Origin of the sequence: Pedobacter sp. HMWF019 (assembly GCF_003061025.1) — a bacterium.
Lineage (GTDB): Bacteria > Bacteroidota > Bacteroidia > Sphingobacteriales > Sphingobacteriaceae > Pedobacter.
In genome coordinates this window covers 1-22,751 of sequence record NZ_QAIL01000155.1, presented here as the reverse complement: position 1 = coordinate 22,751, position 22,751 = coordinate 1, and the positions used below count along the sequence as shown (strand labels likewise).

At 42.6% G+C, this 22,751-nt stretch carries 19 protein-coding genes and 1 pseudogene; 10 read left to right on the top strand and 10 right to left on the bottom strand.

Features of this window, described 5'->3' with window-relative positions; translation table 11 throughout:
- Window positions 1–2: 2 nt before the first annotated feature.
- The 3 genes from DBR11_RS09985 to DBR11_RS09975 are packed head-to-tail and all read left to right on the top strand — an operon-like array spanning window position 3 to window position 3,343.
- Window positions 3–1,088, top strand: coding sequence for a family 43 glycosylhydrolase (locus DBR11_RS09985; protein ID WP_233260710.1), 1,086 nt, complete (start codon window positions 3–5; stop codon window positions 1,086–1,088).
- A 25-nt stretch (window positions 1,089–1,113) separates the two neighbouring features.
- Window positions 1,114–2,259, top strand: a complete 1,146-nt coding sequence (locus tag DBR11_RS09980) for a cellulase family glycosylhydrolase (RefSeq protein ID WP_108552152.1) — start codon at window positions 1,114–1,116, stop codon at window positions 2,257–2,259.
- A gap of 4 nt (window positions 2,260–2,263) precedes the next feature.
- Window positions 2,264–3,343, top strand: coding sequence for a sialidase family protein (locus tag DBR11_RS09975; RefSeq protein ID WP_108552150.1), 1,080 nt, complete (start codon window positions 2,264–2,266; stop codon window positions 3,341–3,343).
- 6 nt (window positions 3,344–3,349) lie between these two features.
- On the opposite strand, the gene DBR11_RS09970 is transcribed toward DBR11_RS09975, so the two are convergent.
- From DBR11_RS09970 to DBR11_RS09945, 6 genes are all read right to left on the bottom strand, one after another.
- On the bottom strand, window positions 3,350–4,717 hold the full coding sequence (locus tag DBR11_RS09970) for an aldehyde dehydrogenase family protein (protein WP_108552148.1): 1,368 nt from the start codon (window positions 4,715–4,717) through the stop codon (window positions 3,350–3,352).
- Window positions 4,714–5,427, bottom strand: a complete 714-nt coding sequence (locus DBR11_RS09965; protein WP_108552146.1) for a gamma-glutamyl-gamma-aminobutyrate hydrolase family protein — start codon at window positions 5,425–5,427, stop codon at window positions 4,714–4,716. Before DBR11_RS09965 ends, DBR11_RS09970 begins: the two co-directional genes overlap by 4 nt.
- A 9-nt stretch (window positions 5,428–5,436) precedes the next feature.
- The gene (locus DBR11_RS09960) at window positions 5,437–6,585 is read right to left on the bottom strand and encodes an iron-containing alcohol dehydrogenase (protein WP_108552144.1); all 1,149 of its coding nucleotides are present in this window, start codon (window positions 6,583–6,585) and stop codon (window positions 5,437–5,439) included.
- A 14-nt stretch (window positions 6,586–6,599) separates the two neighbouring features.
- Complete coding sequence (locus DBR11_RS09955) at window positions 6,600–7,958, bottom strand: glutamine synthetase family protein (RefSeq protein WP_108552142.1); 1,359 nt, start codon at window positions 7,956–7,958, stop codon at window positions 6,600–6,602.
- A complete protein-coding gene (gene eat / locus DBR11_RS09950; protein ID WP_108552140.1) occupies window positions 7,955–9,271 on the bottom strand; it encodes an ethanolamine permease in 1,317 nt (438 codons plus the stop codon). Before eat ends, DBR11_RS09955 begins: the two co-directional genes overlap by 4 nt.
- 99 nt (window positions 9,272–9,370) lie before the next feature.
- On the bottom strand, window positions 9,371–10,891 hold the full coding sequence (locus DBR11_RS09945; protein WP_108552138.1) for a hypothetical protein: 1,521 nt from the start codon (window positions 10,889–10,891) through the stop codon (window positions 9,371–9,373).
- A 67-nt stretch (window positions 10,892–10,958) separates the two neighbouring features.
- Between DBR11_RS09945 and DBR11_RS09940 the strand changes: the two genes are divergently transcribed.
- From DBR11_RS09940 to DBR11_RS09915, 6 genes are all read left to right on the top strand, one after another.
- Entirely contained in the window at window positions 10,959–11,372 is a 414-nt protein-coding gene (locus tag DBR11_RS09940) for an EamA family transporter (protein WP_108552136.1), read from the top strand.
- A 50-nt stretch (window positions 11,373–11,422) separates the two neighbouring features.
- Entirely contained in the window at window positions 11,423–12,601 is a 1,179-nt protein-coding gene (locus DBR11_RS09935) for an acetyl-CoA C-acyltransferase (RefSeq protein WP_108552135.1), read from the top strand.
- 1 nt (window position 12,602) lies between these two features.
- A complete protein-coding gene (locus DBR11_RS09930; RefSeq protein WP_108552133.1) occupies window positions 12,603–13,526 on the top strand; it encodes a hypothetical protein in 924 nt (307 codons plus the stop codon).
- A 226-nt stretch (window positions 13,527–13,752) separates the two neighbouring features.
- Window positions 13,753–15,522 (top strand): peptide MFS transporter, encoded by a 1,770-nt coding sequence (locus DBR11_RS09925; protein WP_108552131.1) that lies wholly within the window; start codon window positions 13,753–13,755, stop codon window positions 15,520–15,522.
- 53 nt (window positions 15,523–15,575) lie between these two features.
- Entirely contained in the window at window positions 15,576–17,066 is a 1,491-nt protein-coding gene (locus DBR11_RS09920; RefSeq protein ID WP_108552128.1) for a peptide MFS transporter, read from the top strand.
- A 118-nt stretch (window positions 17,067–17,184) separates the two neighbouring features.
- The gene (locus DBR11_RS09915) at window positions 17,185–17,913 is read left to right on the top strand and encodes a polyprenol monophosphomannose synthase (protein WP_108552126.1); all 729 of its coding nucleotides are present in this window, start codon (window positions 17,185–17,187) and stop codon (window positions 17,911–17,913) included.
- Here DBR11_RS09915 and DBR11_RS09910 read toward each other — a convergent pair whose 3' ends face one another.
- The 4 genes from DBR11_RS09910 to proS all read right to left on the bottom strand — a co-directional run bounded on the left by DBR11_RS09910 (window position 17,914) and on the right by proS (window position 22,091).
- Window positions 17,914–18,420 carry a YdeI/OmpD-associated family protein gene (locus DBR11_RS09910; protein ID WP_108552124.1) on the bottom strand — a complete coding sequence of 169 codons (507 nt, stop codon included), beginning with the start codon at window positions 18,418–18,420 and terminating at the stop codon, window positions 17,914–17,916. It lies immediately after the preceding gene.
- Between the two features lie 56 nt (window positions 18,421–18,476).
- On the bottom strand, window positions 18,477–19,340 hold the full coding sequence (locus DBR11_RS09905; protein WP_108552122.1) for a TIGR02757 family protein: 864 nt from the start codon (window positions 19,338–19,340) through the stop codon (window positions 18,477–18,479).
- Window positions 19,341–19,346: 6 nt separating this feature from the next.
- Complete coding sequence (locus DBR11_RS09900; protein WP_108552120.1) at window positions 19,347–20,486, bottom strand: cystathionine gamma-synthase; 1,140 nt, start codon at window positions 20,484–20,486, stop codon at window positions 19,347–19,349.
- A 132-nt stretch (window positions 20,487–20,618) separates the two neighbouring features.
- Window positions 20,619–22,091, bottom strand: coding sequence for a proline--tRNA ligase (proS, locus tag DBR11_RS09895; protein WP_108552117.1), 1,473 nt, complete (start codon window positions 22,089–22,091; stop codon window positions 20,619–20,621).
- A 103-nt stretch (window positions 22,092–22,194) separates the two neighbouring features.
- On the opposite strand from proS, the pseudogene DBR11_RS29370 reads away from it, so the two are divergent.
- Window positions 22,195–22,751: pseudogene (locus DBR11_RS29370) on the top strand (hypothetical protein); the annotation flags it as partial.

Sequence of the window (22,751 nt, the reverse complement as noted above, 5' to 3'; positions counted from 1 at the left end):
GAATGATGAACAGACCCAATATTTTCTGTGCGCTGCTCCTGGTCTTGATGACCGGTTGCGGAAAGCAAGGTAAAACGCAAAACCCTCCGGTAACACCCCCACCTAAATTAGCGGAAAACTCCTATATAAACCCCGTTTTCATGCCCATTCTGGCAGATCCTTCCGTGTTGAAGGATCCTGTCAGCGGCAATTTTTATGCCTACGGAACAGAAGACAACTGGGGTGATGGAAAAGGTAGTCATCTTGTGGCCGTGGTTAAATCTTCAAACCTTGCTGACTGGAGCTTTCTACGGGATGCCTTTATTACAAAGCCAACATGGAAACAAAATGGCGGAATATGGGCACCAGATGTAAACTACATTAATGGTAAATATTATATGTACTATGCTTATTCTGTCTGGGCAGACAGCAATCCCGGTATAGGTCTGGCCATTGCTTCAGATCCGGCTGGTCCTTTTACCGATTTAGGAAAGCTTTTCCTGAGCAGTGAAATTGGGGTAGCCAATGCCATAGATCCATGTTATGTAGAAGACGCTGGCAAAAAATATTTGCTTTTCGGAAGCTACAGTTCCGCACCGAATAATGGTACCTGGGGCGTGGAATTATCGGCAGATGGTAAATCTGTTTCTGATCCAGGAGGTAAATTCAAGATTGCTGCAGGTGATTTTGAAGGGGTAATGATCCATAAAAGAGGTAAATATTACTATTTTTTTGGTTCCAAAAACAATTGCTGCGATGGTGCAGCGAGTGTTTATCAGGTAAGGGTGGCTCGTTCAGAGAACTTACATGGTCCTTATTTAGATAAAGATGGACATGACATTAACATTAGAGACAATGGGACCTTACTCATCCAAAGAAACAACCGTTTTGCAGGCCCGGGCCACAATGCCCAGATCATGACGGATGATGCCGGAACAGATTGGTTCCTCTACCATGCCATAGAAATTGCAAATCCCGTAGTAAGCAGTGGTGCCAACAGAAGGGCACTCATGTTAGACAAACTGACCTGGAACAATGACTGGCCGGAGATCAAGGAGGGTACCCCATCAACTACCCCACAGCCTAAACCTGTTTTCAATAAAAAATAGCTCATATACCTAATTATTTAAAAAGATGAAACGATACAATTTAATGTTGCTGCTGCTCAGTGTGATTTTCTTCCAGGCCTGTACACAAAAACAGGTCAAAACAACTGCTGCTGAAGAACCTAAGGTCTGGACTAGTGCGCAGGCTAAAAAATGGTATAATGGTGAACCCTGGCTGATTGGGTCAAATTACCTTCCCAGCACCGCAATCAATCAACTGGAGATGTGGCAACAAGATACCTTCGATACGACTACCATAAACCGGGAACTGGGTTGGGCACAATCACTCGGCATGAACACCATGCGGGTCTACTTGCACGATCTACCTTACCAGGACGATTCCACAGGCTTTTTAAACCGGATAGACATCTTTCTTCGTATCGCCAAAGCCCATAACATCAAACCCATGTTTGTCATCTTCGATTCTTGCTGGGACCCTTTCCCTAAATCAGGTAAACAAAGAGCCCCAAAGCCTTTTGTACACAATTCAGGATGGGTACAGAGTCCTGGCCGGGAGGCATTAAAAGACACCACCCAATATGCAAGGCTGGAGAAATATGTAAAGGGTCTGGTCGGCCACTTTGCACAGGACAGCCGTATCCTTGCCTGGGATGTTTGGAATGAACCAGATAACACCAATGACTCTTCCTATGGAAAAGAAGAATTACCACAGAAAGCAGAACACGTTATCCCATTACTCAAAAAAACCTTCGAATGGGCAAGAAGTGCACGACCTTCTCAGCCCCTCACCTCTGCGGTATGGGCAGGTGACTGGTCTTCAGATACCGTACTTAAGCCCATTCAAAAACTGCAACTGGAAGAATCTGATGTAATTTCCTTTCACAATTATGATAAACCAGTTGATTTTGAAAACCGCATCAAACAGCTGGAGCGTTACAACAAACCGATGATATGCACAGAATATATGGCCCGTCCAAACGGAAGCACGTTTGAAGGCTTTTTACCTATTGCAAAAAAATATCATGTTGGTATGATCAACTGGGGTTTTGTAGATGGAAAATCTCAAACCATCTATCCCTGGGACAGCTGGCAAAAGAAATATACCGGCGAACCGCCGGTATGGTTTCATGATATTTTCAGAAAAGAAGGAACACCTTACCGGGCAGAAGAAACTAATTTTATTAAACAAATGACAGGAGTTACCAAAACCTAAATGTATGATAAACTACATAAAATCTGCACTGTTTTATTTATTATTCAGCCTGCCCTTTGCGGTGTATTGCCAATCTGCCTCCCCTATTCAGTGGGGGCAGATTCTGCCTGTGCAGCCAGATACAACAAACGCCTATGGCTCTCAGTATGGACGTTTGCTGCAATTAAAGAATGGAGTCTGGCTTGCTGCTTATACCATATCAGACAATGCTGGTTACCAGAAAGACCAAACAGGAGGTCTCCGCCTCGAAGTTGCGCTGAGTCATGACCATTGCCGTACCTGGAAGAAAATAGCCCTGCTCAAAGATCCGGGAAGAGATCTGGACAATGCACAGATGATCCAGCTCAAGGATGGAAGTATTCTCCTGGCCTGCCGCTCTGTACGCTGGCAGGAGTCTTACATTTTACCAGTTTACAAAAGCAATGATTTGGGTAAAACCTGGAAAAGACTGAGTGTAATAGACCAAAATGAAGGTAAACAAGGCGCTTTGGGTAAACCAGACAAAGGCATATACGAGCCCCATTTTTATTTTCTGAACGATGGACGGCTATCAGTGATGTATGCCAATGAAAAGCACGTTACGCAAAGTCCTTCTTACAGCCAGATTATTTCCCAGAAGATCTCCCCGGACCAGGGGAAAACCTGGGGTGCAGAGATTTGGGTAGCACATGAACCCGGACATCCGGATTCCAGACCTGGCATGCCGGTATGGGCAAAAATGAAAAACAACAAGTATATTGTGGTGTATGAAATCTGCGGCCCCGAGGATTGCAAGGTCTATTATAAGATCAGCAAAGATGGAATAAACTGGCCTGGAGGACTGGGTTCCCCTATTCCAGACCAGCTGGCTGCACCTTATCTCCTTGCTTTAACGAATGGCAGCCTTATAGTCACTTCCAACAACAGCAATATTTCTATTAGCAATGACTATGGCCTGAACTGGAAAACCGTTGACAAAGCCTGGAAAAAAACCACCTGGCCATCCTTATATGAGATCAGGCAAAATGAAATCGGGGCAGTGAATTCCCTGGGTTCTAAAAAGGGACGTCATGTGGTGAGCATCAGAATCGGCAATTTCAAATAACCCCCATCAGGCCTTTCTCAAATGCCATGCCTTAGGCTTGGTAAAAGCCCGAAATCCCTGATGTGATAGACTGACCCCAATTCCCGAGTGCTTTCTTCCACTCCAGGGCAATCCTGCACTTACCCGGTCACAGCAATTCCAGTAGCCGCTGCCACTGTCTATTTGTGAAAGGATGCGGGTTGCCCTATCCACGGTATTGCTATAAACAGATGCCGTCAATCCGTAGGCGGTATCCTGCATCAGCTTAAGCGCCTCTTCATCATCTTTAACTTTCATAATACCTATAACCGGTCCAAAGCTTTCTTCCTGCATCACCTTCATCCTATTGGTCACATTGATCAATATGGTAGGTTCAAAGTAGTATCCCGGACTTTGCTGAACATGACCACCCAATACCAGGGTAGCACCATTCGCGACTGCTTCTTTAACCTGCTCTTCCAGTACCGCCAGTTGTGGTTTTCGTGTTAATGCCCCAAAATACACATCATCTTCTGTAGGAAGCCCTGATTTCCAGGATTTCACTTCCCGGATAAAAGCTGCCAGATAATCGTCGTACACTTTTTCATGCACATAGATCCGCTCTACAGAACAACAACTTTGCCCATTATTGTAAAAGGCACCATCTGCCGTTCCAGCTGCTACCGCAGCAATATCCTTTACATCATCGGTTACATACAAAGGATCCTTCCCCCCCAATTCCAGCTGACAGGGAACCATCTTCCAGGCCACTCTTTCATAAATATGCTGCCCGGTTTTATAAGACCCGGTAAAGAAAAAGCCATTAAAATCCATATCCAGTAACAGCTCACCCGTTTGTCCTGTTCCAAGCGCAACGATAAAAACATGCTCAGGAATACCTGCTGCTTTGAGTAAACGTTCTATTTCCAGTCCGGTAAGTGCCGCATACTCAGAGGGTTTATAAAGCACCGCATTTCCAGCCAGCAAGGCAGGAATAAATACATTGACCCCTACCAGGTAAGGATAATTCCAGGCAGAGATATTGCAAATAACCCCTAATGGTTCATAAGAAATCTTTTCCTGCATATCTTCTGTATCACTTACCATTTCTTCTGAAAGATATTTTGCTGCATGGTCCAGCATCCATTTGATCCTCGTTCTTGAACCATTGATCTCATTCCTGGACTGTTGCAAAGGCTTGCCTGTTTCTGCGGTGAGTACAGCTGCAAGTTTTTCTTTTTCTGTATCCAGCAGGTCAAAAAAACGCGTCACCACTGCTAAACGTTCCTCAAGCGTCCGCTTCGCCCACTGGATTTGACCAGTCTTCAGTAATTCATGTTTCTTTTCGAGGGAAAGATGATCGTCTTCCTCCAATACTGCAATAATTTCTTCCGTAGCCGGATTGATCACATTCATTTCTTTGATTCTTTTATAGCCTTAATAAACCGTTCTTTGATTTTTTGGGATAGCGGATTGCTCTCTTTCTCCTGCATTCTTTCCGGATGCCACTGCACCGCCAGCATAAATGCTTTATTGCTTTTATCTTCAAATTCCAGTGCTTCTATAATCGGCTGTTCTCCCTCAGAATAAGCACTGATCATTAAATTGGCACCAAGATGATCCGGATGGACCCGCTGGTGATGGGCACTGTTCACCGTTCCGTTTTCTATACCAGTAGTCAAGTGCAAAAGACTACCTGGAACAAGGCTTAAGCCATGTACTTTATCTTCCGTTCCCTTCTTGTGAACCAGGTTCAGCTGTTCTCCGTTGTCTTCAAAAACAGTTCCCCCTTCCAGGATATTAATATATTGCATCCCCCTGCAAATGCCCAGAACAGGCATATTATGAGTCTGAGCATAGATGTACATTTCCTTTTCAAATTCATCCCTTTCCGGCAAAAAAATCTCCGGCCGGTAAGGATAATCTTTCGCACCGCCATACAATTCGGGCAAAACATCTATTCCTCCGGTTAAAACAAAACCATCACAGTACTGAAAATCGCTGCTGTTGTTTTGTTGAAAAGAAAGTTCCAGCAATTCGATATCCTCACCCAATTCTTCCGGTGTAAACCAGTTCCAGTAATTTCTAAAATTAGTTTCCGTATAACTTATTCCAATCTTCTTCATAACGCAAAACTAAAGCGCTTTTAAATACAACTGTTTAAAATCCTCCCTGTTTACAGGCTTTGGGTTATTGGGATGGGCGAAATCGGCCAGAGCCAAATCCGAAAGAGTTTCAATATGCTCAGCCTTTACCCCAATCTCACTTAAATGATGAGGAATATGAATTTTTGCATTTAAATCAAACAAGTATTCCACTACGGCTTCTCCATTCTCCTCTTTCAGTTCCAAGGTTCTCGCCATCCGGCGAAATTTATCTTCAAAGCCTGCAATATTGAATTCCATACCGTAAGGGATATTCACCGCATTGGCCAAACCATGGTGGGTATCCAGCAGGGAGGAGAGTGGATGTGCCAGAGAGTGGACCACGCCCAGTCCTTTTTGAAAGGCAATCGCCCCCATCATAGAGGCCATCAGCATTTTACTTCTGCTTTCCAGATCAGGGTGGTTGGTCGCCTTCTCCAGGGCATCTTTGATCAGATAGATGCCTTCAAGCGCTATTCCATCACATAAAGGATGAGGATTCTTAGCTAAGAATGCCTCCATATTATGGGTCAGCGCATCCATACCCGTTGCAGCTGTGATAAATGGCGGCAGATCCATGGTTAATACAGGATCTGCAAACACAATTTTCGCCATGAGCTTCGGCGAAAAAAGGATTTTTTTCTGATGGGTCTCATCATCGGCGATAATGGCACTCCTGCCTACCTCACTCCCGGTACCAGCGGTTGTAGGTACGGTAATAAAATGAGGAACATCATTAGTCACATAAATATCCCCGCCAATCAAATCATCATATTTAAACAGATCCTCCCGGTGATTTACCCGCAATACAATGGCACGGGCTACATCCAGCGCGGCCCCGCCCCCTATACCAATTACACTATCCCTTGAACTTTGGTCCCAGAGTTCCGTCCCTTTGTATACATCACTCTTTACCGGATTTTTATGGATATTTGAAAACACTTCCACCGAAAGCTGCTGTGCTTCCAGGTCCTTGATGATCGATTTAAAGAAGGGCAAACCTGCAATCACCGGATCTGTCACAATCATCGGCTTGCTGAGTCCATTGGATTTTAGATAAGCAGGCAATTCCTTTATCGCCCCGGCACCAAAACGAATGGTGGTTGGAAAATTATACTGGTATACTTTATCAAATGTCATATTGCAGCTTCGTCTTAAATAATTTCAAAATATCTTTTCAATTCCCAGTCTGTTACCACTTTGGCAAACTGTTTCCACTCCCACTCTCTGGTTAACGTAAAATGTTCTACAAACTGATCGCCAAACAATTCTTTTGCGACCGCAGATTGTTTCATCATTTGTGTAGCATCATGCAGGTTAAAAGGTAAAACACCATTAGAAAGGTCTTTATAACCATTTCCCGTAGTAGCCTCTTTTTCCAGTTTCATTTTATGCTTAACGCCATACAACCCTGCAGCGAGGCAAGCGGATAGCGCCAGATAAGGATTTGTATCTGCCCCAACTACCCTGGTTTCCAAACGTGTGGTTTTGGAATGGCCAGGCAATGCCCTTAGAGCTACCGTTCTGTTGTCTATACCCCAGGTTAGTGTAGTTGGTGCCCAGGCACCCTCCACCAATCTTTTATAACTGTTTACCGTTGGAGCAATCATGGGGAGTATTTGGGGTAAACAATACAATTGCCCCGCAATATAGCTTTTCATCAAATCACTCATTTTATGTGGGTCCTTTTGCTCATAAAAGAGATTATACCTGGAACCTTTATCCCAAAGGCTTTGATGGACATGCCCACTGCAACCCGGAAGGTGCTCGCTGATTTTGGCCATAAAAGTTGCCATAAGACCATGTTTATAGGCAATTTCTTTAACGGCAGTTTTAAACAATACCGCCTGATCTGCAGCTTGCATCACCGGAGCGTATTTAATTGCCGCTTCATAAACACCTGGGCCTGTTTCGGTATGCAGACCTTCTATCGGAATACCAAATTTGCAAAGCAAATCAAACAGATCGCTCATATATTCATTTTTCAAGCTGCCCCTCAGAATAGAATAGCCAAACATCCCCGGGCTCAAGGGATTAAGCTGCTGGAAACCCTTTTGGTACGCCGTTTCGGGTGTTTCTATAAAATTGAACCATTCAAACTCCTGCGAAAAATAAGGAGTAAATCCCTGCAGTTCTGTATCACTTAACACCTTACGGAGCAATTGTCTGGGGCAGGTATACGCTGCAACATCCTGCTCGTTAACAAAATCACCCAGAAAAAAAGGAGTACCGTTCTCCCAGGGGATTTTACGGAAGGTATTTAGATCCAGTTTCACCAGCGCATCCGGATAACCAGTATGCCATCCTGTAAATTTCACATTATCATAAGCCGCATCGCCCATATCCCAGCCAAAGGTTACATCGCAAAAGCCAAGCCGTCCCTCAGCAATCGAACTGAACTTTTCAGCAGCAATATATTTTCCTCTTAAAACCCCGTCAATATCTGTCACAGCAACTTTTACCTTGCCCGAGGGATGCTGTTGTACGTAAGCGAGTATCTCTTGTGTTGTCATGTATCCGTTCTTTTAAAGATTTTGTACAGCAAAAAAGTGATGATCAGTATAGAAAAATAAATAAGTCCTAATTGGAAACTGTAAATAAACATGGCCAGGATGGAAACCACCGCAATCACCAGGGAAACCACAGGAAATACCGGATAGAAAGGCGTGCGGAAAGGTCGGTGCAGATCTGGCTCTTGTTTTCTCAACAGAATAATGGAGATCATAGAAATAATATAGAGTGTTAATGCACCAAATACAGAAACAATAATGATCTCCGATGTTTTTCCCGATAATAAAGCAAGTATTCCTATCACCATATTTCCAAGGAGCGCATTGGCCGGTGTATGGAATCTGGGAGAAATCTTTCCCAGAAAGGAAGGAATATTATGTACCCTTCCCATTTCATAAGTAGACCTGCCTGCTGCCAGAATCAGCCCATGAAAAGAAGCCACCAGACCAAACAGCCCAACCGTGATCAGCAGGTGATACATCAAATGATTGCTACCCGTGATCCTGGCCAGGGCTAAGGGCAGTGGTGAATCCGAAGTTTCTCCAGACAGACCGTTTTTATAAACAATCGCTTCCCAACCACTGATTCCGGTAGCCGAAATAAAGATCAGCACACATAATATGGCCAGGGTAAAAATAGCCCAGCCAAAGCCTTTACTAATGTCTCTCTGAGGATTTTTGGTTTCTTCGGCCACATTTGCAATTCCCTCAATGCCCAGAAAGAACCAAATGGCAAAAGGTATGGCGGCAAATACCCCTCCCCAACCATTAGGAAAAGAATTGCGCTGCAGATTAGCCATCTCAAATTTTGGCAAGGCAATGCCAGAAAACAATAGCAACTCCCCTACGGCCAGCACCGTAATGATGACTTCAAAGGAAGCCGCTGCCCTAACACCATAAACGTTCAGGGCAGTAAACACAAAATAAATGGCAATAGCACTGCTTAGAATGGGTACCTGAGGAAAGAAAGCATTAAAATAAGCACCAATGGCAAAAGCAATCGCAGGTGGAGCAAGGATAAACTCCACAATCTGTGCAATTCCCGCAATAAAGCCGATGTTCTTGCCCATTGCCCGGTTGGCGTAATCAAATACCCCGCCCGCCTTAGGTATCGCACAGGCCAGCTCAGCATAACTAAAAGTAAAGGTGATGTACATCACCATAATTACAATCGTAGCAATCGCCATCCCGCCGGCACCACCTTTTTCAAGGCCGAGGTTCCAGCCAAAATACATTCCGGAGATCACATAACCTACGCCAAGGCCCCAAAGCATAAAGGGGCTGAGTGTCTTTTTTAAGCCTTTATTTTCCGCCATCTGTGCAGGTGGGTTATATGCTTCTAATATAATACAAACCAAATGAAATACATATAGTTAGCACAGCATATTTATCAGGAAAATATCAAACAGCTAAAATCAGGGCTTGCGTTCAAACAAAAATACCCAGCCGTCCCCAAATCTGTATTTTTCAAGGAGCTTTCTGTGCTTATACATAGAAGAAAGATGGATCAGTTCAGGATCATCTATACTATTGAACCAAATGATATAATGTGCTTTTTCCTGATAGAACTTTTCCTGGTACTCCTTATCTATATGGTGTGGAAGTTCATCGGCGTGCAAACCCGTCTTAAAATAAACTGCATCATGGGCATTAGAGTAGACCTTTATGCCCTTTTTCAGGAATTCAGGATGTTTAGCGAGGAAGTTTGCGGTTTCTGATTTCTTCCAGGAATCATCTGCATAACCTGGAACACCGTAAGTGACCGCATCCTGGTACATTTCATCGAGCTGAGCAGTTGCATTATATTGGAATAGCAGCAAAAAGCCCAGCAACAGAACCATACTAGCCTGTTTTGCCACCGGTCTTAATCCGGAAAAATAGCCGGGCAGCCAAAAAGTCAATGCAAATAAAGAGGGTATAAAAATAGGAACCAGCAAGCGATTGTTGATTCCCTCAAAATGAGACAACGTAGATATCCCCACAATGAATATAGAGTACACCAACACAAAAGCCGCGGCGATATTTTCCTGGCCATGATAATATTTCCCTTTAAAGGCCCGATAAAGGAACAGTAGCAATACCACCGTAAAAACCAATAAACCGATTAAAATCGAGGTGCTGTGGTCCTGATTAAATACCGGATACCAGTCAGAAAGTGTTTTACCATAGTAACCAATATTCTCCAGCAAAGGCGTATGTCCAAATTGCCGCGGTCCAGTCAAAGAACCCACCAGCACGTGGTTCCGGATCAGGTTCAAGAACAAAATAAAGAAGGAGATCAAACTGAGCAGACCAATATGACCTGCTTTTTTCTTTACGTCCATGTGCGGTGCCAATAAGATCATCAGGCCTGCTGTTCCGGTTAAGGTTATTCCTGCATAACGGGTTACTGTGGCCAGGCCAGCCAATACAGCACAAATGACCAGGTTTTTCACAGTACTATGTTTCAGATACTTTTCCAGGAACAGAAAGAAAATCAAACTTAGGAGAATCAACAAAGTCTCCGACCATAACATAGAATAAACCTCTGTCAATGCCGGACTAAAAACGATAAAAAGCAATACAATGCGCTTATACCATGCCGACCGCGGATGAAATTTATTCAACAGCCTGCCCGAGAGCAGCACTACTGCAGCTAGTAAAACACAATTTAAAACTACACCCGACTGTACAATATCTGTTCCCGTCAGAAACATCACCATACTTAGAAAAACCGGATAAAATACCGGAAAAGCGACCAGGGGTTTCAGATTGAAATCCGTCATGGTCCAATGTTCATGTATGCTTCTCGCTGTGCTGATATACGAGATAGAATCCGGAGAAATGCCAATTCCATTATGTCCGGTAAAAATAAGCAAGCAAATCACCGCAAAAATGGAAATGACAAGGGCATCTGCATTGGAATACAGGTAACTGACAATTTTCTTATTGAACATAATTTCTGGAATGACGCGGCGAAGTTACCAATTTTAATATATTTGACTGATCTATAATTTGAAAATCATGTGGTGGATATATGCTTTATTATCAGCCTTCTTTGCTTCCTTAACAGCGATTTTCGCTAAGATCGGTGTAACCAGCGTAAATTCCGACCTGGCCACAGCCATCAGAACCATCGTCATTCTGGTTGTTGCCTGGGGAATTGTGCTCTTTAGAGGAGAATTAAAAGGGATCACCGAAATTTCCAAACACAGCTTAACTTTTTTAATTCTTTCCGGATTGGCTACAGGCCTTTCCTGGATCTTTTATTACAAGGCCATCCAGCTTGGTAAAGTTTCACAGGTTGCTCCGGTAGACAAACTGAGCCTGGCCTTAACCATCCTGCTCTCTTTCCTCATTCTAAAAGAAGCCATTACGATAAAAATTATCATAGGCGCTGCCTTAATTATTGCGGGAACTGTTGTTTTGATTACCTAAAACCAGTGAATCTTATTTAACTTTGCTTATAACCAATTATAAAATTTCGAATGAAAGAAGTCGTAATCGTTTCAGCACTTAGAACCCCAATTGGAAGTTTCGGTGGATCATTAGCTGGTTTTACAGCAACACAACTTGGTGGAATTGCCATTAAAGCCGCAATAGAGAAAGCAGGGATCAAACCTGAAGATGTTCAGGAAGTATATATGGGAAATGTGTTATCCGCTAACCTTGGCCAGGCACCCGCTACACAGGCTGCCAAACATGCCGGACTTCCTGATTTGCCTGCTACCACTATTAATAAAGTATGTGCTTCAGGCACCAAAGCCATTATGCTGGCTGCACAAAGTATTGCACTTGGACAGAATGATATTGTAGTTGCAGGCGGAATGGAAAGCATGAGCAATGTTCCTTATTATTTAGATAAAGCGCGTACAGGCTACCGTTTAGGCCATGGCCAGATTACTGATGGCCTGGTTAAAGATGGTCTGTGGGATGTATATAATGATTACCATATGGGTTCTGCCGCAGAATTATGTGCAACAGAATGCCACATCAGCCGTGAAGATCAGGACGCATTTGCTATTGCCTCGTATAAAAAAGCTCAGGCAGCACAAAACGACGGTAAATTCACAGCAGAAATCGTTCCTGTAGAAGTGAAAGACCGTAAGGGCGAAATCACCCTGGTGAGCAATGATGACGAACCCTTTGCCGTAAAATTCGACAAAATACCTTCTCTTAAACCCGTATTTAAAAAAGACGGTACCGTAACTGCAGCCAATGCATCTACCCTCAATGATGGCGCAGCTGCACTGGTTTTGATGAGTGCGGATAAAGCAAAAGAACTGGGGTTAAAACCTCTTGCCAGAATTTTAGCTTATGCTGATGCACAACAGGCACCAGAATGGTTTACTACTGCCCCGGCAAAGGCAATCCCTCTTGCTTTAAGCAGAGCCGGTAAGAGCATAAAAGATGTTGATTATTTTGAAATTAATGAGGCCTTTTCTGTAGTTTCCCTGGCCAACAACCAACTTTTGGAACTGAACAATGATAAGGTCAATGTAAATGGCGGCGCGGTTTCCCTTGGCCATCCATTGGGCGCTTCTGGTGCAAGGATCGTGGTTACACTCCTTTCTGTACTTGCCCAAAACAATGGAAAAATTGGCGTAGCCGGAATTTGTAACGGAGGTGGCGGTGCCAGCGCATTAGTCGTAGAAAAATACAGCTGATATGCTTCTGTCCAGAAAGCATCTCCTGCTGACCTTAACTGTATGCTGTTCCCTGGCTGTTGCCCGGGCACAGCATACCTTTAATTCGAATGCGGGTCCCCGGCTACATGCCCTGCAGGATTCTATGATCCGTCTTACGGAATCTATTCAGGCTGCCAAAGAGAATACAGACCGTTTTGCTGCTAATGCCAGCCTGATCAAAACCCTGGTCACGGCATTAAAGATTCCAGGATCCTACAGTTTTGCTTTTGATTCTTTAAAATACATTTCAACGGTTAAATCTCCAGACAACGGTTTCCGCATCTTTTCCTGGGCCCTGCCCACCAACAGTGGCACTTACCGTTTCTTTGGTACCATACAAATGGCCACTAAAGATGGTAGCCTGAAACTTTTCCCCTTAATAGATGGTACAGCCGAATTTAAAGACGACAATGAAGTCACTTCCCATAAAAAATGGTTTGGCAGCCGGTATTATGAGATCGTGCCTGTTGTCAATAGTGGTAAACAGACCTATTATGCTTTACTGGGCTGGAAAGGCAACAATGCTAAAACTTCTAAAAAAGTTATCGAGGTGCTCTCCTTTAACCAAGGTGAACCCGTATTTGGCAAGGCCGTTTTCCAGGACTCCAAAAACAGTTCTGTAAAAAATCGGATAGTTTTCGAATATAGTAAACTCAATTCCATGACCCTTCGCCTGGACAAGAAAGTAGGTATGATCGTTTTTGATCACCTTGCTCCTTTAAGTCCGGAAATGGCAGATCATTTTGAATTTTATGCATCAGATTCAAGTTTTGATGCCTACAAGCCTTTAGGCGGCCGCTTAAAACTGGTTGAAAATGTTGAAGTCAACAATGATCCAGACACCAATGATGAGTTTTACATAGATCCAAAGAACAAGCAAATACCTGCCCAGAAGAAATTTTAACGGGCTTTTCAATGGTGAATGAAGAATTAAAAATTTGTGAGTTTGCTCGTATGTCCCTATCTTGCGAGATCGTTCAATTCAACAACACACAAAATTTATCACTGGCAGGGCAATTGAAACATATTAGAAAAATAACTATCCCGCTCAATAACAGGAGATTCTTCTCCTGACACTCCGACGAACTAACTGAACCTTTTCTATAAATTATTACACAAAAAAACAACACATGAATGCACAAAGTTTGGATAATCCAAATAATTTTTTCGAAAGTAAGGTCTTAGGACATCCGGCAGGGCTGTTTGTTCTATTCTTTACCGAAATGTGGGAGAGATTTTCATATTACGGAATGAGGGCTTTGCTTGTACTCTTCTTAACTTCATCTATTATTGGAGATAACCCTGGCTGGGGATGGCCACGGGCTCATGCCTTGGCTATTTATGGTTCTTATACCGGTTTAGCTTACCTGACCCCTATTTTAGGCGGTTATATCGCAGATAAAATTATCGGTTACAGATGGGCCGTATTGGTTGGCGCCCTGATCATGACCCTTGGACATTTATCTATGGCGATGGAATTTCACCATGCATTTATGTATTTAGGTTTAGGTCTGTTGGTGATTGGTAATGGCTTTTTTAAACCGAACATGACCTCTATCATTGCACAGATGTACAAAAAACACCAGGAGAAAAAAGACGGCGCCTATACCATTTTCTATATGGGTGTAAATGCCGGAGCTTTCCTGGGTATGCTGCTTTGTGGTTATATTGGAGAAAATCCAAACTGGGGCTGGTCTTATGGTTTTGGTTTAGCTGGTGTTTTTATGTTTATTGGCATGCTCCAGTTCTACTTTACACAGAACATTTTTGGAAACATTGGTCTGAAACCCGTTAAAGATAAAGAAGAAGACTTTTCAGAAACACCTGAAGAATCCACAAGAAACCCATTCTCTTCATTTGACCTGGGCATCATTGGCTTACTTTCTGTTATTGGTTTAGCCTGGATCATCAACGATCCGGTTTCCAAAATCACCAGTTTCAATTTGTTCAACTTTAAAATCGGCGGCATTGAAGGCAGTAATTTCGCCATCCTGATTGCGCTTGCCTTATTTATTTTTATCCTGATCAAGCGGATTGCACAGTATACGCCAGTACTTCGCGACAAAATGATTGCAGTGATTATTCTGGCCTTCATTACCATTTTCTTCTGGGCTTCATTTGAGCAGGCAGGTGGTTCAATGACCATCTTTGCTAAAGATTATACACAGCGGATCTTAACCGGCGATTCCAAGATCATTTTCAACGTAGTAAATACGTTGATCACCATTGTTCCCCTGGCCATCATCTCTTATGTATTGATGCGTTTATTTGCCAAGACTTTTGGAAAATATGCGCTGGGAAATATTATCCTGGCTTCAGGTTTCGTGATTATCTGGGTCATTGTAATCTATATGCTGAAACAACAATATGCTGAAGTAAAATCAGAGGTACCCGCTACCTGGTTTGGAATTCTGAACTCTTTGTTCATCATTAGCTGTGCCCCTATTGTATCTAAATTATGGGAAAGCAAATACAATCCTTCTGCAACCTTTAAAAACGGCTTTGGAATGATCCTTCTGGGTATTGGCTTCGCTGCTTTAGCCTATGGTGCAAGCAGCATTCCACAGGGTGCAGCCGTGGCTTCTGTAAGTATGGTTTGGCTGGTACTCGCTTATTTCTTCCATACCTTAGGAGAATTGTTCATCTCACCTGTAGGTTTATCTTATGTAAGTAAACTGGTTCCGGGACGTATGATCGCTATTATGTTTGGGATCTGGTACCTGGCCATTGCGATCGGGAACAAGATTGCAGGTACAATGGGTGGTATGATCGATGAGATCACTTCCAAATACTCCATGTCCACCTTCTTTCTGATCTTCACCTTTATCCCGGTAGGCCTTGGTCTGATCATTATGATGCTGACTCCTGTTCTTAAAAAATTAATGCACGGTGTAAAATAAATAAAAAGCCTTTGGCATCTGCTAAAGGCTTTTTAGATTAACAATAAAATAGAATGCAAGAAAACATCACGCTGGACGAAATCCAGGATTTTGAGGGTAAATACCCTAAGCAGCTTTGGTCTTTATTTTTGGTAGAAATGTGGGAGCGTTTCTGTTTCTACGGAATGCGTGGCATGCTCACCATTTTTATGATCGACAAGATTGTAGGCCTTTCTCTTTCCGATAAGGATGCGAATCTAAAATATGCAGCCATACAATCTTTTGTTTATGCCTTCACTTTTTTGGGGGGTATCTTTGCAGATAAGATCCTGGGCTTTAAAAAATCATTGTTCTTCGGCGGAATGGTGATGATCCTTGGAAACCTGATCATCGCAGCCTCACCAAAAGATTTCTTTTACATCGGTATTACGCTTTCTATCATCGGTACAGGATTTTTCAAACCCAACGTTTCTTCTATGGTGGGCGATCTTTATAAAGAAGGCGATCACCGCAGGGATGCCGGTTACGGAATGTTCTATGCCGGTATCAATATCGGAGGACTTTTAGGCGGCGCATTATGTGTGTATCTTGGAAAATATGTTTCCTGGAACTATGCCTTCCTGGCCGCAGCAATCGTTATGGCAATCGGTCTGATTACCTTCCTGTTTACCAAAAAGCAACTGGGCCCAATTGGAGATTCTCCATTAAAAGAAATGCCTGTAAGCAAAAAAAGATTAAGAGAGATCGGCGTATATATATTTTCTTTGATCTCTATTCCTTTGATCCTGATCATGGTGCAGAACACAAAGTATACCGATTATTTCATGTATACCATTGCTCCGCTTTGTATCATTTATTTTCTTTATGAAACCTACAAAGTGAAGGATAGAAAGTTTCAACTGAAACTACTTGCTGCCTTTATTTTTATTTTCCTGTACTTTTTGTTCAATGCTATATACGAACAAAGTGGTGGATCGTTATCTCTTTTTGCAGAAAAGAACCTTAGTCATACCCTATTGTTCTTCCAGATCGACCCTAACGTCATCAATAACAGTTCGAACTCTTTGTTTGTTATTGTTTTCAGTCCGCTGGTTGGTTTGTTATGGCTTTGGCTGTCAAAAAAGAAAATAGAACCAAATTCTGTAATTAAATTCGGGATCGGATTTTTATTCCTGGCCGCTACTTTTTACACTTTCTTTTATACGCGTTTCCTTGCAGATGCCAATGGGATCACATCACTGAACCTCTTTACTTTTGGTTATCTATTGATGACCCTTGGTGAATTGTGCCTTGGTCCAATCGGAATGTCGCTGGTAACTAAACTTTCGCCAAAGAAACTTACAGGTATGATGATGGGAATGTGGTTCCTGGCCAGCGCATTTGGACAGTTTGCCGCCGGAAAATTTGGTGCAGATATGTCTGTAGCTGAGGGCGCTACCCTTGTAGAAAAACTGCATTCTTACACTGCCGGTTATTACCAATTGGGTATCTATGCCGCAATTGCAGGTATATTCCTGATCATTTGTTCTCCATTGATTAAAAAACTGATGCAAGGCGTAAGCTAATCTGTACTGCATTTAACATATTTTAACCCTGTAACCCCATCCGGTTACAGGGTTTTTCATTTTTAATGATTAATTTCGGCGATTCTGCAATTCATACATTAAAAAACACCGGTCACAAGTGTCAGACAGCTTAGTAATAATTCCTACCTATAACGAAAAGGAAAACATTGAAAGAATCATCAGGAAGGTATTTTCACTTCCTTTCCTCTTTGAGATCTTAATTATAGATGATGGTTCTCCTGACGGGACTGCAGAGATTGTAAAAAGCCTTCAGGAAGAGTATCCAGCCCTCCATCTGGAACAAAGAACAGGTAAACTAGGTTTAGGAACTGCCTATATTCATGGTTTCAAATGGGCCCTGCAGCGGAAATATGAATTTATCTTTGAAATGGATGCAGATTTCTCTCATAATCCGGATGATCTGGTCCGTTTAAGAGAAGCCTGTTTAAATGGCGCAGATGTAGCCATTGGTTCAAGATATGTAAACGGCGTAAACGTGGTCAACTGGCCAATGAACAGGGTCCTGATGTCTTATTTTGCATCGATGTATGTTCGTTTTATTACCCGTATCACCATCCAGGACGCGACAGCAGGATTTAAATGCTACAGAAGAATCGTTCTGGAAACTATTCCAATGGATAAAATCCGGTTTGTGGGTTATGCCTTCCAGATTGAAATGAAATTTACCGCCATCAAATATGGTTTTAATGTGGTTGAAGTTCCTATTATATTTACCGACCGTACAGAAGGAGTTTCGAAGATGAGTACCAGAATTTTCAGGGAAGCTTTTGTAGGCGTGATCCAAATGAAAATGGGCAGCTGGTTCAGAAATTACAAAAGAGCATAATTATTTTTCTTTGCCTTCCCGCATCATTTCCGAAAAGGTCATTTCCCTGTCCATGGCAGACACAATTTTGACCAACCTTTTGGTTCGGGTAGGTTCGGTTTTAGCAGAATTTAACCAGTTGATGTACCAGTTCTGATGTGACTTTTGCAATTTTAAGAAACGCGCCATCAAATGGTCTTCGTCAGACAGACAAAGCTCCAGATCTTCCGGGATCCCGATCTTAAAATCTTTATCCTCTTCCAGCTCAACATTCACTACAGCCCCGGCTTCTTTAAGGAGTTGTTTTCGCAAACTGGCTTTCAAGGCCAGAATGAAATCACCCTCTCCCATCGGAACAGTTGCCATTCCTTCTATAAGAGTCTGATCAATTTTACCTTTTACCCGGAAGCTCTTTTTACAATCCGCCTTGATCCGGGTAGCTATAGCCTGGGGAATAAAAACATAACTCCAACCGGTCTTTTCACCCATTTCTGCAAATCTTTCAATCTCTGCACTAAAAGTTACCATGCGTTTAAAATGCTTAAGTTATCCACAGATTAAAGATAAAAAAAGCACCAAAATTATCAGAACTTTTCTTCAACGCCTAAGCCAAACAAAGCAAAATCATACTTTACCGGATCCAGCGGATCAAATCTTCGAAGTTCCGTGGTCAACTCCACAGCAGTGCTCCAGTCGGTTTGCTTCCGCTCAATCAGACCAAGTTTACGGGCTACACGATCTACATGCACATCACAGGGACAAATCAGGTCAGCTGGCCTGATGATGTTCCAAACACCAAAATCAACACCACAAGAATCCTTTCTCACCATCCACCTTAAAAACATATTTAAACGCTTGCAGGTAGATTTTTGAAGAGGAGAAGAAACATGTTTAATGGTCCGCCTGGGGAAATCCGGAAGACTAAAAAAATAACTTCTGAAATGGTTCAGGGATTGCTCGATATCCAACGCAGGTTGATTCATTTCTCCCAGCATACAGGAAGATGAAGCATAAACAGACTGTTGCTCCTCCAGAACTACGGTCAAATATTCTTCTCTGAACCGAGAACTAGCCCCCGGTAAAAAAGCCGTTTCTAAACTATCCGATCTCTTGTAATGCTGATGGAAGAACTCCACAAAATACAACAGATCGGTATCATTGAAAGTACGATGCTTAAACCCTAACAAACCTTTCAAATCCTGGTCAGAATGGCCAGTCATAAAGGCATATGGCTCATTATCCATCCGGGCAAACAATTCCGTGCACTTATTGATAATGGTTTTACGCTGCCCCCAAGCTAAAATTGCCGCAAAAAATGCGGCAATTTCAATATCCTGTTTTTTTGAAAAACGGTGGGGAATACAAATTGGATCATTTTGAATAAAGCCCGGCTGGTTGTATTCTCCAACCTTCACATCCAAAAAGTCCTTAAGTTCCAGAAATTCCAACCGCTGTTATTTAAGTGCTTGTTCTAAATCTGCCAATAGATCATCGATATCCTCCACTCCGACGCTTAAACGGAGTAAGTTATCTGTAACTCCAACCTTTTCTCTTTCTTCTTTAGGAATAGAACCATGGGTCATGGTGGTTGGATGATTGATCAGTGATTCTACACCACCTAAAGATTCTGCCAGAGCAAACACTTTAAATGAAGAAGCCACTCTGAACGTTTCTGCCAGGTCTGCACCTTTTAAAGTAATCGAAACCATACCGCCAAAACCTCTCATTTGCTTTTTCGCGATGTCGTGGTTAGGATGATCTTCAAATCCTGGCCAGTAGATCTTATCGATCTTCGGATGATTCTTCAGGTAGCGGGCTACCTTTTCACCATTTTCACAATGCGCCTTCATACGCAGGTGCAGCGTTTTGATTCCCCTCAGTACCAGGAAAGCATCTTGAGGGCCCGGTGTTGCGCCACATGCGTTATAGATAAACCAAAGATCTTTATACAACTGATCATCATTCACCAGCAATGCCCCCATCACTACATCAGAGTGACCACCGATATATTTAGTTACAGAATGCATGACAATATCCGCTCCAAGATCCATTGGATTTTGAAGATAAGGCGAAGCAAAAGTATTGTCTACGGCCAGGATCAGATGGTGCTGTTTTGCAATTTTGGAAACCCCTTCGATGTCAATGATCTGCATGGTTGGATTGGTTGGTGTTTCAATCCAGATCAGCTTGGTCTTGTCATTTAAATGAGGTAGTATGTTCTCTGGTTTGGATAGATCCAGGAAATGGAATTTAATACCATATTTCTCATAAACCTTGGTAAATATACGATAAGAACCGCCGTAAAGATCATTTCCTGTGATCACTTCATCGCCAGGCTTCAGCAATTTCAATACCGTATCGGTTGCACCCATACCGCTTGAAAAAGCTAGACCGTATTTTGCATTTTCCAATGCAGCAAGACATTTTTCCAAAGCCTGTCTGGTTGGATTCGTTCCGCGGGAATACTCAAATCCTTTGTGATCGCCCGGCGACTTTTGCCAGTAGGTAGAAGTCTGATAAATCGGGGTCATTACCGCTCCTGTTGTTGGATCCGGCTCCTGACCTGCATGTATAGCTTTGGTTGCAAATTTCATCTGTTTATCTATTTATATTTATTTGTGATGAAGCTATCATGATCTTGTAATCAATGTAAGTTAATTTGTAAGATCATGATGGTTTCATCTCTCTGTCCATTTATTTTCTAAATTAAATTTACCTGGTTCTAATTAATAAGCCCTGGCAAACAATACCCGTTGCGTAGAAGGTTTACCTGAATAAATACAAACACCAGCCTCCTGTTTATTATTTAACGGAATACATCTGATTGTAGCCTTTGTCTCTTCTTTTATTTTTTGCTCTGTTTCCGGTGTACCATCCCAATGCGCAGAAATAAATCCAGCCTTGGTGTCCAGAAGTTCTTTCAGCTCATCATAGGAATTCGCTTCAGTGATGTGCTCTTCTCTGTAATCTGCCGCTTTTTTATAGATATTGGCCTGGATATCCTCCAGCAATTGCTGAACAAAAACATCTAGTCCTTCCTGCTGAACGGTTTGTTTCTCCCTCGTATCTCTTCTGGCAATTTCAACGGTACCATTCTCCATATCTCTTCCGCCTATAGCAATCCGAACAGGTACACCTTTAAGTTCATATTCTGCAAATTTGAATCCAGGACGTTGTGTGTCCCTATCATCATATTTCACAGAAATACCCATTCCTTTTAGTTTAGGAATTAGCTCATCAACAAAATTGCTGATGTTCTTCAAGTCTTCCTCTCCTTTGTAAATTGGTACAATCACCACTTGTATTGGAGCCAGTTTTGGAGGTAAAACCAAACCCTGATCATCACTGTGGGCCATAATTAAAGCGCCGATCAAACGGGTAGAAACACCCCATGAAGTTGCCCACACATGTTCTATTTTCCCTTCTTTATTGGTAAACTTCACGTCAAATGCTTTTGCAAAGTTTTGCCCTAAAAAGTGTGAAGTACCCGCCTGCAATGCCTTTCCATCCTGCATCAAAGCTTCAATGCAATAAGTATCTAAAGCTCCGGCAAAACGTTCATTAGGTGTTTTCTTTCCTTTAACCACCGGTAAGGCCATCCAGTTTTCTGAGAAATCTGCATATACATCCAGCATGCGTTCTGTTTCTTCAATAGCTTCCTGAGCAGTGGAATGTGCAGTATGCCCTTCCTGCCATAAAAACTCTGCCGTTCTCAGGAACAGTCTGGTCCTCATTTCCCAACGGACAACATTCGCCCATTGGTTGATCAGCAAGGGCAGATCCCTGTACGACTGAATCCAGCCTTTATAAGTATTCCAGATAATGGTCTCAGAGGTTGGCCTTACGATCAGTTCCTCTTCCAATTTGGCAGTTTCATCTACAATAATGTTTCCGTTGCCATCATTTTTCAAACGATAATGTGTCACAACGGCACATTCTGTGGCAAAACCTTCTACGTGAGAGGCCTCCTTTGAAAAATATGACTTTGGAATGAATAAAGGAAAATAAGCATTGCTGTGACCGGTATCTTTAAATTTTTGATCTAATACAGCCTGCATTTTTTCCCAAATCGAGTAACCATACGGCTTTATTACCATACAGCCCCTTACATCTGAATGATCTGCAAGATCGGCTTTTATAACAATGTCGTTATACCACTGGGAATAATCTTCGTTTTTGCTTGTAATACCTTTGCTCATAACTGTCTGGAACGTTTTTTGTGTTAAATTTCTTGTATAGTAGGTCGCAAATTTATAAATTTATACCTATAATAATTGTAACACACACAAACAATTCACATATATGAAACCGATTCGATTACTTACTCCAATATTGGTTGCAGCAGTGGTGGTTATTTCCTCCTGTTCTGCGCCCAGGTTGGCGCAGCAAGGCAGCGGCAACGATGACGTATACAACTCTGTAGCTAAGGCTCAGGAATATGTACAGCCCGAACCAGGGCAGTCTTCCCAATACAGCGACAGTTACGACGATGATTACGGAAGCAGTGACCCTAATTACGATATGGATTACTCGTCACGCATCAACAGATTTTACTACGGAAGTCCATACAGAAATTATTATGACCCATATTATGGTGATTATTATGGATACAATGGCTTTTCCCCATATTCCAGCAGCTGGTCTTTAGGCTTTGGCTGGGGATTTGGAAATTATTACAACAGCATGTGGAACCCTTACTACGGTGGCGGCTGGGGCATCTATTCTCCTTTCTGGGGCTATAATCCTTATTGGGGCGGAGGCTTCTGGGGTGGCGGATACTGGGGAGGTGGTTATTGGGGCGGTGGCTATGTCAACCGTTTACCTGGAAACACCACTTATGGTGCAAGACCTTACAGAGG